The 15,366-nt window shown below is 66.9% G+C and carries 10 protein-coding genes; all 10 read right to left on the reverse strand.

Annotated elements, in window-relative coordinates:
• Nucleotides 1-33 precede the first annotated feature (33 nt).
• Nucleotides 34-1,467 (reverse strand): lipopolysaccharide biosynthesis protein, encoded by a 1,434-nt coding sequence (locus ACWPXE_RS00615; RefSeq protein WP_454016244.1) that lies wholly within the window; start codon nucleotides 1,465-1,467, stop codon nucleotides 34-36.
• Complete coding sequence (locus tag ACWPXE_RS00620; RefSeq protein ID WP_454016245.1) at nucleotides 1,464-2,897, reverse strand: O-antigen ligase family protein; 1,434 nt, start codon at nucleotides 2,895-2,897, stop codon at nucleotides 1,464-1,466. The genes ACWPXE_RS00615 and ACWPXE_RS00620 overlap by 4 nt, the downstream gene beginning before the upstream one ends.
• 98 nt (nucleotides 2,898-2,995) lie before the next feature.
• Nucleotides 2,996-5,248 carry a GumC family protein gene (locus ACWPXE_RS00625; protein ID WP_454016246.1) on the reverse strand — a complete coding sequence of 751 codons (2,253 nt, stop codon included), beginning with the start codon at nucleotides 5,246-5,248 and terminating at the stop codon, nucleotides 2,996-2,998.
• A gap of 43 nt (nucleotides 5,249-5,291) precedes the next feature.
• Nucleotides 5,292-6,686 (reverse strand): nucleotide sugar dehydrogenase, encoded by a 1,395-nt coding sequence (locus ACWPXE_RS00630; RefSeq protein WP_051658570.1) that lies wholly within the window; start codon nucleotides 6,684-6,686, stop codon nucleotides 5,292-5,294.
• Between the two features lie 404 nt (nucleotides 6,687-7,090).
• On the reverse strand, nucleotides 7,091-8,269 hold the full coding sequence (locus ACWPXE_RS00635; RefSeq protein WP_454016247.1) for a GNAT family N-acetyltransferase: 1,179 nt from the start codon (nucleotides 8,267-8,269) through the stop codon (nucleotides 7,091-7,093).
• Between the two features lie 71 nt (nucleotides 8,270-8,340).
• Nucleotides 8,341-9,582: a right-handed parallel beta-helix repeat-containing protein gene (locus ACWPXE_RS00640; protein ID WP_454016248.1), complete on the reverse strand. Its 1,242-nt coding sequence runs from the start codon at nucleotides 9,580-9,582 to the stop codon at nucleotides 8,341-8,343.
• Between the two features lie 19 nt (nucleotides 9,583-9,601).
• Nucleotides 9,602-9,805 carry a hypothetical protein gene (locus ACWPXE_RS00645; RefSeq protein WP_454016249.1) on the reverse strand — a complete coding sequence of 68 codons (204 nt, stop codon included), beginning with the start codon at nucleotides 9,803-9,805 and terminating at the stop codon, nucleotides 9,602-9,604.
• A 277-nt stretch (nucleotides 9,806-10,082) separates the two neighbouring features.
• Complete coding sequence (locus ACWPXE_RS00650; RefSeq protein ID WP_454016250.1) at nucleotides 10,083-11,123, reverse strand: polysaccharide deacetylase family protein; 1,041 nt, start codon at nucleotides 11,121-11,123, stop codon at nucleotides 10,083-10,085.
• 36 nt (nucleotides 11,124-11,159) lie between these two features.
• Complete coding sequence (locus tag ACWPXE_RS00655; RefSeq protein WP_454016251.1) at nucleotides 11,160-12,041, reverse strand: glycosyltransferase; 882 nt, start codon at nucleotides 12,039-12,041, stop codon at nucleotides 11,160-11,162.
• An 845-nt stretch (nucleotides 12,042-12,886) separates the two neighbouring features.
• Nucleotides 12,887-15,061 carry a carbohydrate-binding domain-containing protein gene (locus ACWPXE_RS00660; protein ID WP_454016252.1) on the reverse strand — a complete coding sequence of 725 codons (2,175 nt, stop codon included), beginning with the start codon at nucleotides 15,059-15,061 and terminating at the stop codon, nucleotides 12,887-12,889.
• Nucleotides 15,062-15,366: the final 305 nt, after the last annotated feature.

The raw sequence follows: 15,366 nt of genomic DNA on the forward strand, positions 1-15,366 counted from the left end.
TGCCTGTTCCTTCCTCACGCCTGTTCATGGGGTTCATGCCGGGGATCGGGTGCGTTTCAGCCGGGCCAGCGCGATCCGCACCTGACCCATCAGGTTGGCGGGGTTGAGCACGGCCAGGGCCAGCAGATAGAGGCTGCCCGCCGGGGCGAGTTGGACGAGCAGCAGGTCGCTTTCCATCGCCGCGATCTTCAGTCCGGCGGCGAAGAGCAGGGCGGCGGTGGTCACCTTCAGAAGATCCTTCACCGGTACCGCCAGAACGCCGGCCCGCGGCATCAGGAGGACCGCGGCCACCACCCAGCCGAGCTGGGCCGCCAGCGAGCCGTAGGCCGCCCCGATCACGCCGAAGCGCGGGATCAGGAACAGGTTGGCGCCGACGTTCAGCACCGCCGTCAGCATGGTCAGCTTCAGGATGTAGCCGGTCTTCTTGGTCAGGTGCAGCGACAGGTCGAAGTGGTAGATGCGCAGGATGCTGATGAAGACCGACAGGGCGACGAGGGGCATGATCGCCGCACCGGTCTCGCGGTACGCCTCGCCGAGAAGCAGCCCGACGATGCCCTGGGCGGAGATGACCTCCATGAGCACCAGGGGCAGGCAGACCAGCAGCAGGATCGTCAGGTTCTGCGCCATGATTGGCCGCGCGGCGCGCGGACCGGCGCTGTCGAAGGCGCGCGACGCCATCGGCAGCGTGACCAGCGAGGCCGCCGACGCCACCAGCATGATCGGCTGCTTGGCGAGGTCGAAGGCCATGGCGTAGGCGCCGGCCGCCGCCTCGCCGATGAACCAGTAGATCAGGAAGCGGTCGGCGAAATCGAGCGCCCAGCCGACCATCAAGCTCAGCATCAGCGGGCCGCCGAAGGTCAGCAGAAGGCCGACCCGCTCCCGCGCCGGCCAGCGCAGCGAAATGCCCTTCAGGTCGGAACGCAGCCAGATCGCCGTGACCAGCAGGAAGCCGATGCTGGTGCCGAGCAGCAGCCCCTCCTCCTTCCAGCCGATCAGCACGAAGGCGGAGCCGAGCGCCAGCCCGAACAGCGCCTTGGCGAAGGACTTGGCCGCAAAGACCGAGCCCTTCAGCCGGGCCCGCGACATCTGGATCGACAGGTCGAACCAGGAGATCAGGATCGCGATGACCGGCAGATACAGCACATAGTCGATGCCGTTCATGCCGGGGTAGAAGGCCACCACCGCGCCCAGGATGGCGAGCACCCCGCAGGCCACCACCAAGAAGGCGGTGACCACGGTGGAGAGCCAAGCGTCCCGCTCGGCCGCGTCGCCGCCGCATTTGCGCAGGACGAACAGGCCCATCCAGGAGAAGCCGCAGGCGTTGATCGCCGCTGCCGCCGCCATCACCAGGGCGTAATGGCCGTAGGCCTCCGGCGTGACGATGCGCGAGAAGACCGCGACCGCCGCGAAGCCCAGGATTCCGACGGCGATCCGGGTCGCGAAGAAGGCGAAGCCGCTCGACATCATGACCGGGACTCCGCAACCGGGATGCCGTTCCGCAGCTTGGGCCGCCGTCCCGCCGCCGGACGCGGGGTCAGGGCATGGGCGTGGACCGTCTTGGCCAGCCGCGTCTGGAAGGCGGTGAAGAGGAACCACAGCAGGCCGTTCTGGATCAGCAGGCTGCTCTCGGCGACGTTGCCCAGCAGCAGCATCATGGCGAAGACGATGTGCCAGCGCGCCGCCCCGCTGCGGTCGACCGGGACGATCCGGGCGATGCGCGACAGGTAGATCGCATAGGCCACCAGGAAGAGGCCGAGGCCGAGCAGGCCGACGTCCAGCGTCGTCTGTATGAAGCCGTTGTGGGCGTGGATGTCGAAGCGGCCCGAGGTGCGCCAGAACAGCGCGCCCGGCGCGTCCAGCCCCGACCAGAAGGCGCTGAAGCCGTAGCCCAGCACCGGCTGCTGCTCGATCATCCGGAAGGCGAAGTCCCAGATCAGCGTGCGCCCCGTCAGCGTGATGTCGCGGCCGAGCAGCGCGACGATGCTTTCCAGGTTCAGCAGCGCGAAGATGGCGGCCAGCATGATGACCATGGTGCCGCCGTACAGCTCCAGCGCCAGTGACCCGGCGTCTTGCCGGTGGGTGACCAGCATCACCAAGGTCATGCCGGCCATGGCGACGATCAGCGCCGTGGCGGAGCCCGACATGGCGAGACAGCCGGCCATGATGGCGAAGGTGCCCAGACGCCAGACCAGCGCCATGGTGTCGGTCACCGGGCGGGAGCGCAGCACGAACAGCCCGGCGGTCAGGCCGAAGGCCATGGCGTCGCCCAACCCGTTCTTGTGGGAGAAGACGCCGCGCCACTGCGACCCCTGCTCCGCCGGCATCAGGCCGTAGCTCGGCAGGCCGACCGCGAGCAGCGCGCTCAGCACCGCCAGCACGAAGACCGCGCGGTGAATCAGCCGGGCCAGTGCGACCTCGCCGTAGGACAGGCCGACATAGAGGCCGAAGATGGTCGTGCCGACCAGGGCCACGCTGCGGCGGACGGTCAGCGACGGGTCATGCGACCATTGGCTGGACGCGATGGCCAGAACGACCATGAGCGCCATGGGAATGCTGAGATAGCGGAAGGCCCGGACGCCGTGGAGCATGACGATCCGCAGCAGGGCCGTGGCGTAGAGGCCGGCGAAGATGAGCTGCTTGATGGTGTCGCCGGAGGATTCCGGCGCGCCGCCCGCGCGCAGGATGAAGCGCTGCGAGGGCGCGGACATCATCACCGACAGCAGCGCGTCCCACAGCAGGATCAGGCCGATGGCGCACACAACCTGATCGAACAGGCTGGGCGTCAGGTCGGCCGCGCTGCGCAGGAGCGGCGGCGTCCGTGGCCGGGCGGGCGGCGCGTCCGCAGCGGGCGCCGCCGCCAGAGCGGCTCGGTTTCGCGGAAATGGCGTTGCACTCATCCTGTTCCCCCGATGAACCCCCCGGGACCAACTGGTCCCTTGGGGTACGGAAACGCCCGGCCGCCGGGGCGCCGGGCGTTTCCGCCGTCACGTCATGGTCAGCGCGTGTAGTAGCGGCGCGCCTCGTTCATGCCGTAGGTCTCTTCCGACGCGTCGGTGCGGGCCAGCTTCTTCAGGTCCACCCGGCTCAGCACGACGCTGGTCACGTCGCGGCCCAGCTCGGTCAGCCGGTCGATGGCCCGCTGGACGACGGCGCGCGGCGTCTGCTCCCAGCGCACCACGAACAGGCATTCCGTCGCCGTCCGGGTCAGCACGCCCGCGTCCGCCACGACCGCCATCGGCGGGGTGTCGAGGATGACGCAGTCGTATTCGAGCGAGGCGAACTTGATGATGCTCGCCAGCTTCTCCGACCCAAGCAGCTCCTGCGGGTGGTCGCAATGCGGACGGCCGACGACGTAGTGCAGTCCGCTGCGGCCGTCCACCTGGACCACGTCCTGCCATTCCGCCTTGCCGACGATCAGGTCGCTCAGGTCGCCCGGGGCGTTGTCGCCCAACACGTTCCCGATGCGCGGGCAGCGCAGGTCGCATTCCAGAAGCAGCACCCGGCGGCCGGACGCCGCCAGCATGCGCGCCAGGGTCAGGCAGACGGTGGTCTTGCCCTCACCGGGAACGGCGGAGGTGACCATCACCACGCTGCCGGTGTTCAGGGCGCCGCGGGCGTAGAGCGACACGCCGATGGCGCGCACCGCCTCGCTGTACTCCGACCGCGGACGGTCGAGGACATAGTCTTCCGGCTTGGCGTTCTTGTGATGCGGCAGGGAAGGCACCAGCCCGATGGCCGGCACGCCGATCGTCTCCTCCACATGCTGGGTGTTGCGGAAGGTCTTGTTCAGATGGTCGCGCAGGAAGGCCAGGAACATGCCGATCAGCAGGCCCACGGCCAGACCGCCGCCGACGAACAGCTTCTTGCCCGGGGTGGACGGCTCCAGCGGCGGCTCCGCCTTGGACACGACGCGGGCGTCGCGCTGCTGAAGGTCGTCCTGCTCGCGCGTTTCGACGAGACGCTGGAGCAGCCCCTCATAGACGCGGCGGTTGGCGTCGGCCTCGCGCTGAAGCTGGGCCAGACGGACGTTGGCGCCCAGCTCGCCGGCGGTTTCGGCGGTCAGTTTCTTCAACGCGGCCTCAAGCTCGCGCTCGCGGGCGCGGGCGATCTCGACCTCATTGTTGATGACCGCCATGATCTTGGTGGCTTCCTCGCGCATCTTCTGACGCAGGTTCGTCAACTGGTTGACGTAGGCCTGCACCGCCGGATGCTGGTCGCCGTAGCGGGTGCGGTATTCGGCGAGCCGCCGCGCGATGCCCGACTCCTCCTCGCCCAGCCGCTGGATCAGCGGCGAGCCGAGCACCTCGGCCGCGTTGCCCTCGGTCGGGCTGCGCGCGACGATCCGGGCGTTCTGCGCCCGCGCCTCCGCCCGGCCGCGCTCCGTCTGGGCGACGACCAGGGCGCGGTTCAGCTCGGCCAGCTGCTGCGACAGGAAGGTCTCGCCGCCGGCGCTGCCGAGCACGAGGCCCTGCTGCGCGCGGTAGTCCTGCACCGCCTTGTCCGACACCTCGACCTGGGCGCGCAGCTCGTTGATGCGGTCCTCCAGCCACTTGTTGGCCTGCTGGGTGACCTCCTGCTTCGTTTGGAGCTGGTCGAGCAGATACTCGTCCACAAAGGCGTTGGCGATGCGCGCCGCCTTGTCGGCTTCCTTCGCCTTGAAGGAGACGACGATGGTGTAGGATTGCGCGTCGCTGGTCGCCGACAGGCCGCGGCGAACGTCGGCGATGACCGCGGCGCGCTCCTTCTCCGGCGACGTCGGCTCCTTCACGCCGATGCCGGCGGAGTTCAGGTAACCGGTGATCTGCTGGCGCAGCGGCGACAGGTCGTAGCCGATGGTGTCGTTGATCCCGGCAATGGCCCGGTCGATGGCCGAAGGCCGCTCGATGGCGCCGTTGAACTCCGGGTCATGGACCAGCCCCAGCCGGTCCACCACCTTGGCGGCGGTGGCGCTGGAGGTGATCATGTCGATTTCGGTCCGGATCGCCGCCGCCTCGCGCGGGAGGTTGGAGATCACGGCGTTGATGTCCGTGACCTCCGTCGTGCGCGGGTCGATGATGAGCACGGCCTGGCTGGTGAACCGCGGCTCATAGAGCAGGGCACCGGTGGTGGCCAGCGCGGTGCAGCACAGGACGCTGGCGATGATCGTGCTCCGGCGCCGGCGCAGCACCTGGAGGAGGTCGCGGAGCGCGACCTCCCGGGTGCTGGCTTCGGACCCCAGGGCTCCGTCTACATGAGTGTACGCGGCCATCCCATTCTCCTGAGGATCGGTCGGTTAGGGTCCAGGCCGGCGGTCAGCCCTTCACGATCTTCTCGTCAACGATGCCCGCCTTGCCGAAGGCGTTGCGGGTGTCGACGATCAGCGGCAGCCCGTCCAGGAAGGCCTTCAGATCGAAGGAGTCGTGGTCGGTGCACAGGATCGCGGCGTCGAAGGCGCCTTCCTGGATTTCCTCCAGCGCGACCGACGGCGTGCCGGCCATGCGGGCCAGACGGCGCGTCTCCGGAAGCTCCGGCACATGCGGGTCGTAGTAGAAGACCTCGCAGCCACGGTCCTGGAGAAGATCGATGATCTTCAGCGCCGGGCTTTCGCGCATGTCCTCGATGTTCTTCTTGTAGGCGACGCCCAGAACGAGGATGCGCGACCCGCGCAGCGCGCGGCCCAGCTTGGAGTCCATGGCCTGGGACAGCCGCTCCACCACGTAATGCGGCATGCGGGTGTTGATCTCGCCGGCCAGCTCGATGAAGCGGGTGGCGACGTCGAACTCGCGGGCCTTCCAGGTCAGGTAGAAGGGGTCGATCGGGATGCAGTGGCCGCCCAGGCCGGGGCCGGGGTAGAAGGGCATGTAGCCGAAGGGCTTGGTCTTGGCGCCCTCGATCACTTCCCAGACGTCGATGCCCATCGCGTCGTAGACGACCTTCAGCTCGTTGACGAGCGCGATGTTGACGCAGCGGAAGATGTTCTCGGTCAGCTTCACCGCCTCGGCCGCCTCGAGCGACGAGACCGGGATCACGCGCTCCAGCGCGCGGCCGTACATCGAGCAGGCGATGCGCAGAGCGTTGGGGTCCTCGCCGCCGACGATCTTCGGGATGCGGGCGGTGGTGAAGGTCTCGTTGCCCGGGTCCTCGCGCTCCGGCGAGAAGGCCAGCAGGAAGTCCGTGCCGCTGTTGAGGCCGGTCTTCTCCAGGATCGGGCGCACCACCTCGCGCGTCGTGCCGGGGTAGGTGGTCGATTCGAGGACGATCAGCTGGCCGGGGCGCAGCACCTGGGCGATCTGCCGGGTGGTGACCTCGATGCAGCTCATGTCCGGCTCGCGGTTGCGGGTCAGCGGCGTCGGCACGCAGATGACGATGGCGTCCATGTCGGCCAGCGACTGGAAGTTCGCCGTCGCCGTGAAGCGGCCCTCCTCCAGCATCCCGCGGACCTCGTCGGTCGACACGGTGCCGATGTAGGAGGTGCCGCCGTTCAGGCTGGCGACCTTTTCCGGATCGATGTCGAAGCCCGTCACCGAGAAGCCGGCCCGCGCGAACAGCCGCGCCAGAGGCAGGCCGACGTAACCCAGGCCGATGACGCCGACACTGGCGGTGCCCGCCGCGATCTTCGACTCCAGCGTCGCCAGAGCTTCCGGAATGCCGGACGTGCCGACCGAACCCCCGCTCACCAACAGGTCGGCAAACTCATTGCTCGACATAAGACGTCTCCTTTTCCGACTCTCTTGTTCGTAGAGGTTTCACCGTTATTGGCGCTGTATTGCAGAGATCAAATTTACCGACACAAAACCGAAGCCAAGGTCCGGTTCTGACATCGGGCCTTGGCTTTTGCTGTTCATTAGACTGATCGATCGGCGTTTCCTCTCACCGAATACATTAGGCTGCTTTGTCTAAGCACCCAGCAATCGTGATAGAAAAAGTGGCAGCCGTAAACGTCGTAAAAGGCCGAACCACCGTCAGTTGATCGGATGACCTTTCTTGTGAGACTTTAGGGATGACCTTCCCGAAAGTCGCTTCATTAACCCCTTTTGAGTAACCACGGGCAGAATAGACGAAAGGAGCCGGACCGGCGCGTCGGCGGCCGGACGGCTCCTTCGCACCGCGGTCATCCCTGGACGGCGACTCCCTCCGGTTGCAGCCCGGCGGTCTCGGGCAGGGTGTTGTGCATCAGGAAGCTGGCGTCGCCGTCGCCCATGGTCAGCAGCCAGTTGCCGCGGTCGGCGAACGCGTCGCGGTCGATGCCGGCGTCCGGCCCGGCGTGCGCCATCACCCGCACCGGGAAGCCAACGCGGTCGGGCACCTTCATCATGCCCATGGCGAGGAAGGTCCGCTCCGCCCGCCTGTTCAGCGTCCGGCAGATCAGGGCGGTCGCGCGCTCCGTCGCGGCGATGCGCAGCGTGTGGCTCAGCAGGACCCACAGCCACTTCGGCTCGCACAAGTAATCCACGATGGCGAGGCAGGGTTCCTTGCGCCAAGTCTCGCGGCGCAGGACCACGTAGCCCAGCGGCTCGCCCCCGCGCGTCAGGATGAAGCGGCGGTAGTCCGATGCGCAGGGAATCGCGTCGTAGCGCCAACGCAGATGCGTCAGGTCGCGCAGCGCGATCAGCGGGTAATGCGGGGAGGCGCGTCGCCAGATGGCGTCGGCCCGCCCGTCGAACCGCCCGATCTCCTCAAACCGCGCGCCGGTCGCCCGGCTCAGCAGGTGGCCGCCGATCCGCGCGCCGTGCAGGGCCGGCCCGGCGATCGCCCCGATGGTCCGCATGCGGCCCTGAAGCGACGACGCCTCCAGGCAGCGCCGCGTGTCCAGCGGGAAGACGTAGGCGGGCAGGGCGCCGATGTCGATCCAGCCGGCTTTGCTGTAGGCCTTGTAGGCGGAGTCCGAGATGTGGATGGCCATGGCCAGCGGACGGCTGTCGAGCTGTGCTTCCGCCAGGGGCGTGAAGGCGCCGCGCATCCGCCATTCCGGCAGGACCATCAGGCTGTTGGCCCAGGAGGCCGGGATTTCCCGGTCCCGCGCCTTCAGACGGAAGGGAATCCCGCATTGCTGGCCGACGATCTGTCCCTGCCGCTTGCACACCCAGACTTGCGGCCCGTCCGCGTCACGGTCGGGCACCTCGTCGAAGAGCCAGCGGTTGTAGGCGTCGTCCACCTGCCAGACCCGTTCCCCGAACATCTTGCGCTGGAAGCTGCGCAGTTCCCCCTTGTCGGAAGCGTCGAAACGGAAAACGGTTTTCTTCAGCCGGTCGGTGATCGACTGACCGACGGTGCTGCTGCTGGTGTTCACATGCCCCCCCTTGTTCGAACGCGCCATTCCCTTGCCCGGCCCGCGGCTCGCCCGCGGACATCGGGGCAAGGTCAGCGCACGGATTCCGGCCGCATTCCGGATGCTTCCTGCACAGTTCCTCCCGATGGTTGGCTGGCCGAAGGATGGTTGGCCGATGGATGGTTGGCGGTGGTCCCGGTCCGGGTTTCGGTTTTGGCCTCTGTTCTGGCGCTGTTGTTGACCCGGTTGCCGGTGACGGCCTTGTCGATGGTGTCGGCGATGATGATGGCGGCCCGCTTGCCGTTGCGGTGGAAGAGGTTGTCGCGCAACTCCAGCGTGATCGAGCCGTTGCCCTTCTGGTGCTGCAGGACGCCGCCGTTGTTGTCGTAGAACTCGTTGTCGTAGACCCGGTAGGTCACGTCGATTCCGCGGTTCTGGCCGAGCGAGAGGCCTGCGTCGGCGTTGCGGAAGATGACGTTGCGGTAAATCTCGGTGCTGGACTTCGCCAGGATGCCAGCGCCGCGCTGGTTGTCGTGAACCAGGTTGTCGTGGATCTTCAGCGTGCTGCCGGCCTGCCCCTGGTCGTGGTAAAGGCCGTGGGAGCGGCCTTCGCCGCCGTTGACGCCGTTGTTGAAGACCCGGTTATGGGCGATCTCGCCGGTCAGGATGCGCCCGTTCCAGCCGGAATAGACGCCGCCGTCCTTGCGCCAGCCGTTGTCGGCAATGGTGTTGCGCGTGATGACCTGATCGGTGTTGTCAGCCGCGTAATGCACGATTCCATAGGCGCCGTTGCCGGTGATGGCCGACCCGTCGATCCGCAGCCCATCCGACGTGCCGGCAACGACGATGCCGGAGCCGCCGTTGCCCGCGACGGTCACGTTCGTCACCGACACGTTGCGCGCCCGCGGGCCGAGCAGCAGGCCGGTGTCGGCCGCGCCGGTGATGGTCAGCCCGTCGAAGGCGACGTTCGTCCGTCCGTTCAGGCTGACCGCGACCGAGGCACCCCGCGCGTCGATCACCGGCGCGTCGCCCTTGCCATAGGCGCCGTAGATGATCGGCCGGTCGGTCGTGCCGGAGGAAGAGGCCAGCAGGCTGCCGCGCCAACTCTCCCCGCGCTCGAACAGCACGCGGCTTCCCGGCGGGAAGGCGGTGGCGTTCACCTTTTCCAGCGACTTCCATGCCTCCTTCGGGCCGCGGCCCGACCGGCGGTCGTCGCCGTCCGTGGCATCGACGTAAAAGACCGGTGCATCCTCAGCGGTCCGTCGCGCGCTGACGAGCAGCGACGGCTGGGCGGGACGCTCGATGGCGGGGGGAGGCGGGGGCAGGTAATCCATGGGTCTGTCTCGCGCGGCCTTACAAAGCGACGCGGATCAGCGCATAGGCGAGGCCCCAGGCCGCCAAAGCACAGCCGGTGCACAGCAAGGCCCAGCCGGCCCGCTGGAGATCGAGCAACGGGGGGACGACGCGGTCCGTCGCCTTCGGGGTGGCGTCCGTCGGCATCACGTCCGCAACCCCACCCAGCAGGTTCGGGCTGGCCGGCGTGGCTTGCTCGATCATAGCGATCTCCTCGCGGGGGGCCTGATAGGCGGGGGAATCAGCGACCAAAACCGCAGCGTGTTCCTATTGCGGTATTTTGTGTTACGCCGCGGACAAATAAAGGGAAATGAAAAGGGATCACGCTTAAGCGATCAGCGCACGATAAGGAGGCATTCCAAAGGGAGGAATAGGACTTCTCTTTGGAATTGCTGCGCGGTCATCGCCCGTAACGCCTATGCCAACGGCAAGAACTCCCTCCCCCGCAACGGGAGAGGGAGCGTTTCATAGGCCGGACCGCTCAGCCGGCGAGCGCGCGCTTCATGTTGCCGGCACCGCCGCGCAGCAGGCGCTTGACCAGCTGCTGCTTCGCGGGCGCCGGACCGTTCTCGAAGCAGATCCGCTGAATCCGCCGCTGCGGACCGCCGCGGCGCGGCCAGGAGGTGCCGAAGGTGACGTCGACCCCATCGCCGTACAGTTCTCCGAACAGCGCCTCGGGCAGGCCCTCGTCGGAATAGGGAAAGGCGAAGGAGCCGCAACCGGGGCCGAACAATTCCCGGATGCCGGCGACGCTGCCCGTCACTTCCTCCTTTCGCTGCTCCGGCGTCAGCAGGCGGTGGTTGGGATGGTCGAACCCATGGGCGCCGATCGACACCCCCTCCGCCATCAGGTCGGCGATCTCGTCGCGAGTCAGATAGGGCTTCTCGTCCGCCAGGAAGCCGGCCGTGTCGAACTCCAGCACGGTGGCGATCTCGTCCAGCACGGCGCGCTGGTGCCAGCTCACCTTCATGACCCCCACGGCGGGGTTGGCGGCGACGGCGCCCGCCCGCGCCAGGGTGGCGGCGCAGACGGCGCGGCGCGGATCAGCCTCCGCCAGCCGGCTCAGCCGCTCCGCCAGAAGGCTCGCCTTGTGCCGGTAGAAGAGCGTCTTGTTGTCGAGGAAGTTCAGGTTCAGGTACAGCGCCGGACGGATGCCCTTGCGGCGCAGGATCGGCATCGCGACCTCCGCGACCTCGCGCATGCCGTCATCGAAGGTGACCAGCAGCGACGGGCGGCGGATCTCCGGTCCGCCCATGGCCGACCCGGTGACCGTGGGCAGGTCCGTCGGCTCGAAATGCTTCAGGAGGAAATCGAGATCCTCCGTGAATTCCCTGGGCGTGCGGGGCCGGTAGATGTGCTTCAAATGGTCCGGCACCGTGTCGCAGACGGCGTGGTAGACGACGGCCAGCACCGGGCTGCCGTAGGCGTGATGGCAGGCGGTCCCCAGCGGGTTGCGCAGCGCGTCCGTCCACCGGAGCCGCCGACCCAAGCCGCCACCAGAAATCACGTCGGCAACGCTCATTCAAATCCTCCCGCGAAAGGGTCAGAGGGCAGAGGGTCAGAGAGCGTCCGCGCCATCGGGAGCAAGGCGCTTGGGCTGCATCATGGCGCTGTGGATCCGGGCCATGGCCTGCGCCTCGGTCGGCGTGCGGACCAAGCGGTACAGCATCCTCTTCAGGCCCGGCGGAGTCAGCCGGAACCCGATTTGAAGCGAGGCCGTCGCCAGGAATTCCGAATTGGTCAGGAAGCCCGACCGCCAGCACCACACCCGGAAGGCCCATTCGTTGACGGCGTAGCGCAACCCGCCGCGGCGGACGCGCTGGGCCATGCTGGTGCGGAAGAGGAGAAGCGCCTCCTGCACCGTCTCCATGCGCGCCCCGGCCTGAAGCAGGCGGACATACAGGTCGTAATCCTCCAGATTGCCGAAGCAGGAGCGGTAGCCGCCGATGGCGGTCAGCGCCCGCCGCCGCACCATCATGGTGGGGTGCGACAGGACGCAGTGCCATTTCATGCCCTGGCTGATCTCTTCGTGCGTCTCCGGGCTGCGCTTCACGCAAGTGATGGCGCCGGGGTCCTGTTCGAACTCCGCGTGCCAGGAGAACGATGCGTCCAGCGACCCCTGCTCGGCGAAGGCGCGCGCCTGCGTCTCGAAGCGGTGGGGCAGGCAGATGTCGTCGCTGTCCATGCGGGCCACCAGATAGCCCGTGCAATATTGCAGGCCGTCGTTCAGCGCGCGGGCCAAGCCCCCCTGGTTGCGCCGCCGCACCACCACAAGCCGGCAGGCGTTGGACGCCTGATAGCGGGCGATGACCTTTTCCTGCTCCTCCCCGATCCGTCCATCGACCACCAGCACGCATTCGCGCGGGAGAAGCGTCTGTGTATAGACGCTCTCCAGCGCGGCCTGAAGGTTATCCGCCTTCTCGCCCGCGTAGGTGGCCATAAGCACGCTGATCGATTGAGTGTCCCGACCGTCCCTCGGTCCGCTCACGTGATTCATACCTGGTCTCCACCCCTCTTGTCGTGGCGACGCGGACGGCGTCCGGCGGTCCGGCCATCGGGTGTCTCCCCGCGAACGGGGCAACCGATGGCCATGACCACGGACACCGCGGCCCTGGGAATGGAGGCGTGTGCGTGCCGCCCAGAGCCCCGCTCCCGTGGCACGCGCGCGGAAGCGGTTTCGGCGTTCCTTCCCCGGTGGCCGTCGGTCGGGCGCTTGTGTGGCGCCAGCCGTCCCGTCCTTGTCGTCGTTGTCAGTGCCGTTCTTGCCCTGTCTCGTCCCTTTCCTGGTCGGTTCTGTAGGGGCCTCCCTCCGGTCCGCATCCCGGACTAGGACACCCCTGGCCGTCGTATCGGCCGGTGCCGATGCACGCATAGGCACGGAATAGGTCTGTGGACGCTATCAAAGGGCGGAAGGCGGGTAAACCTACATAAAGTGCAAGATAAATATCCCCTTCGCAGCGTCCTAAAGGGAAAGCCGTCTGCCACTTTGGTCGATTGGGGAGAAAGTGGGGGATGCCGCGCGCACTGAGCAGAAATAACGGCTGATCGTCATGAAAAGGCGGCGAACGGGGGTGGCGTTCGGTCTTCATCACTCCGCTGAGGCGGGCCTTGTTGTGCAGCGCACAAGAAATAGAGGCAAAAGCAGAGCCGCCGGCGGGACTGTGCTTTCGATTATTGCCGTTTTGTGTCGCAAGCGGAAGCAGGAAACGCTCTCCCGGACACGCCAACGCCCGGCCAGAGACTGGCCGGGCGCGGACATTGCCGAAGGGGCGGAACCGCCGATCGTCAGATGATCGGGTTGGCCTTGGAGGCCGAGGAGACGGTGTTGTTGGTCACCGTCTGCTTGATGCTGTCGGCGATGTTGATCGCCGCACGACCGTTGTTGTTGTAGAAGGTGTTGTCGTACAGGCTCAGCGTGATCGACCCGCTGCCCTTCAGGTGCTCCATGATGCCACCGTTGTTGTTGAAGATCTCGTTGCCGTAGATCTTGTAGGTGACGTTGGTGGTCTGGTTCTGGCCGATCGAGATGCCGACGTTCGAGTTGCCGTAGATCGTGTTGTTGTAGATCTCGGTGCTCGACTTGGCGAGAATGCCGGCGCCGCGCGGGTTCGAGTAGATCACGTTGTCGTGGATCTTCAGCGTGCTGTTGGCTTGGCTGTGGTCGTGGTACAGGCCATGCGACCGGCCGTCGCCGCCGCCGCTGCCGTTGTTGAAGATCGTGTTGCCGGCGATCTCGCCGCTCAGGATGCGGCCGTTCCAGCCCGAATACACCGCATCGGTGCGCCAGCCGTTGTCGCTGATGATGTTGTTGGTGAAGTACTGGTTGGCGTTGTCGGCGGAATAGTGGACGAGGCCGTAGCCGCCGTTGCCGTCGATCGTGGAGTGATCGATGCGCAGGTTGTTGGAGGTCCCGCTGATCACCACGCCCGAACCGCGGTTGTCCAGGATCTGGGAGTTGGTGACCTTTACGTTGTTGGCCCCGCCGTTGAGCAGCAGGCCGGTGTCGTTCGAACCCGTCATCGTCAGGTTGTCGAACGTGATGTTGTCCTTGTTGTTCAGGCTGACGGCGTAGCTGGCGCCGCTCTTGGCCTTGATGATCGGGTCGGCGCCGGTGCCGTAGGCGCCGTAGATGATCGGCTTGTCGGAGGTGCCGGAGGTCGAGACCAACAGGCTGTCGGTCCAGGTCTCGCCACGCTCGAACAGGACCAGCGAGCCGGCGGCGAAGCTGGTGGCGTTCACCTTGGCCAGCGACTTCCAGGCCTGGTTCGGGTTGTTGCCGGAGTTGCTGTCGTTGCCGTGCGTCGCGTCGACGTAGAAGACCTGCGAGGCCGGGGTCGCCGGGTAATCCGACGTGCCGCCGCCGGGGTTCGACGGGGCGGGCGGGGCCGTCGGCGTCGTGGGAGTGGTCGGAGTGGTGGGGGTGGTCGGCGTCGTCGGCGTGGTGGGTGTCGTGGTCGAGGAGGGGAAGAACTCCTTCGGCGCGGCGACGACCAGCGTGCCGTCCCACCACATGCCGGACTGGCCCTTCACCACGTCCTTGCCGTCCAGCGCGCCCTTGTCATAGGTGACGGAGGCGTCGGTCGGGTTGACGGCGTTGCCGTTGATGGTGATCTTGTTGACGATCAGGTTGCGGTCCTGACCGTTTACGAAGCCATCGTTGTCGTACTGGATCTGGACCTTGTGGGCCTGACCGGCGGCGATGTTCGCGTTGAAGGTGAAGTCCTTGGCGGCGGTGCCGGCGGAACCCTCACCGATGACCTTGCCATCCACCATCACCTTGAAGTGCGGGGCGACGCCGCCCGCCACGTTGCCGGCGGCGTTGACGACGATCTTCGTGGCGCCTGTCACCGCTTCGGCGGTCGCGGCGGGGAAGAAGTCCTTCGGCGCGGCGACGACCAGAGTGCCGTTCCACCACATGCCGGACTGGCCCTTGACCACGTCCTTGCCGTCGAGCGCCCCCTTGTCATAGGTCACCGACGGATCGGCCGCGTCGAGCGCATGCCCGTTGATGGTGATCTTGTTGACGATCAGGTTGCGGTCCTGGCCGTTCACGAAGCCGTCGTTGTCGTACTGGATCTGGATCTTGTGGGCCTGATCCGCCGCGACGTTGGCGTTGAAGGTGAAGTCCTTGGCGTCGGTGCCGGCGGAGCCTTCGCCGATGACCTTGCCGTCCACCATCACCTTGAAGTGCGGAGCGACGCCGCCCGCCACGTTGCCGGCGGCGTTGATGACGATCTTCGTCGCATTGTCGGCGGTCGCGGCGGCGTCGGCCAGGGCCAGCGGCTGCGCGGTCTGCAGGGCCTGCGCCTGGAGGAGGGAGGCCGGCGTCGCGAAGCCATCGGCGGTGGACACGGAGGTCTCGCTGATGGTCAGATGCGTCGTGTCGGCGCCGAAATCGCCAGCGTAGTTGGTGTGGTCGGTCAGATCCTGGTGGTGAAGGTCGATACCCAGATCGTCCATGGTCTGCACTCTCTTCCTTGTGGGGATGCCACCGCGGTTGGTGGCCGGCGGGGCAGGCACGCGGTCGGTGCGTCCCCATCCTTTCGGTTGGCGCTCTAGCCTTTTGGCTTACCCCTTAAGACTATCGACTTCGCTGTGGCCTTAAATGGGACGATTTTAGGATAATAAATCTCAAATGCGTGATAATCCGGTCACAGTGAGGCCAATCCGCCCCGGTGGCGCGGTGGTTCGGCGCTACAACCGGTGGGAAAAGCGCCAGCGCCACCCGATGCGGCAGCGGTACTGAGCGGAGCGGTGCGCAGCCA

The organism is Azospirillum sp. Marseille-Q6669, assembly GCF_965111635.1.

Bases quoted from the DNA above. Each gene is read 5' to 3' on its own strand.
- ACWPXE_RS00645 (WP_454016249.1), bottom strand. From the start codon at position 9,805: ATGATCGAGCAAGCCACGCCGGCCAGCCCGAACCTGCTGGGTGGGGTT.
- ACWPXE_RS00650 (WP_454016250.1), bottom strand. From the start codon at position 11,123: ATGAGCGTTGCCGACGTGATTTCTGGTGGCGGCTTGGGTCGGCGGCTC.
- ACWPXE_RS00620 (WP_454016245.1), bottom strand. From the start codon at position 2,897: ATGAGTGCAACGCCATTTCCGCGAAACCGAGCCGCTCTGGCGGCGGCG.
- ACWPXE_RS00660 (WP_454016252.1), bottom strand. From the start codon at position 15,061: ATGGACGATCTGGGTATCGACCTTCACCACCAGGATCTGACCGACCAC.
- ACWPXE_RS00625 (WP_454016246.1), bottom strand. From the start codon at position 5,248: ATGGCCGCGTACACTCATGTAGACGGAGCCCTGGGGTCCGAAGCCAGC.
- ACWPXE_RS00655 (WP_454016251.1), bottom strand. From the start codon at position 12,041: ATGGCCACCTACGCGGGCGAGAAGGCGGATAACCTTCAGGCCGCGCTG.
- ACWPXE_RS00640 (WP_454016248.1), bottom strand. From the start codon at position 9,582: ATGGATTACCTGCCCCCGCCTCCCCCCGCCATCGAGCGTCCCGCCCAG.
- ACWPXE_RS00615 (WP_454016244.1), bottom strand. From the start codon at position 1,467: ATGATGTCGAGCGGCTTCGCCTTCTTCGCGACCCGGATCGCCGTCGGA.
- ACWPXE_RS00630 (WP_051658570.1), bottom strand. From the start codon at position 6,686: ATGTCGAGCAATGAGTTTGCCGACCTGTTGGTGAGCGGGGGTTCGGTC.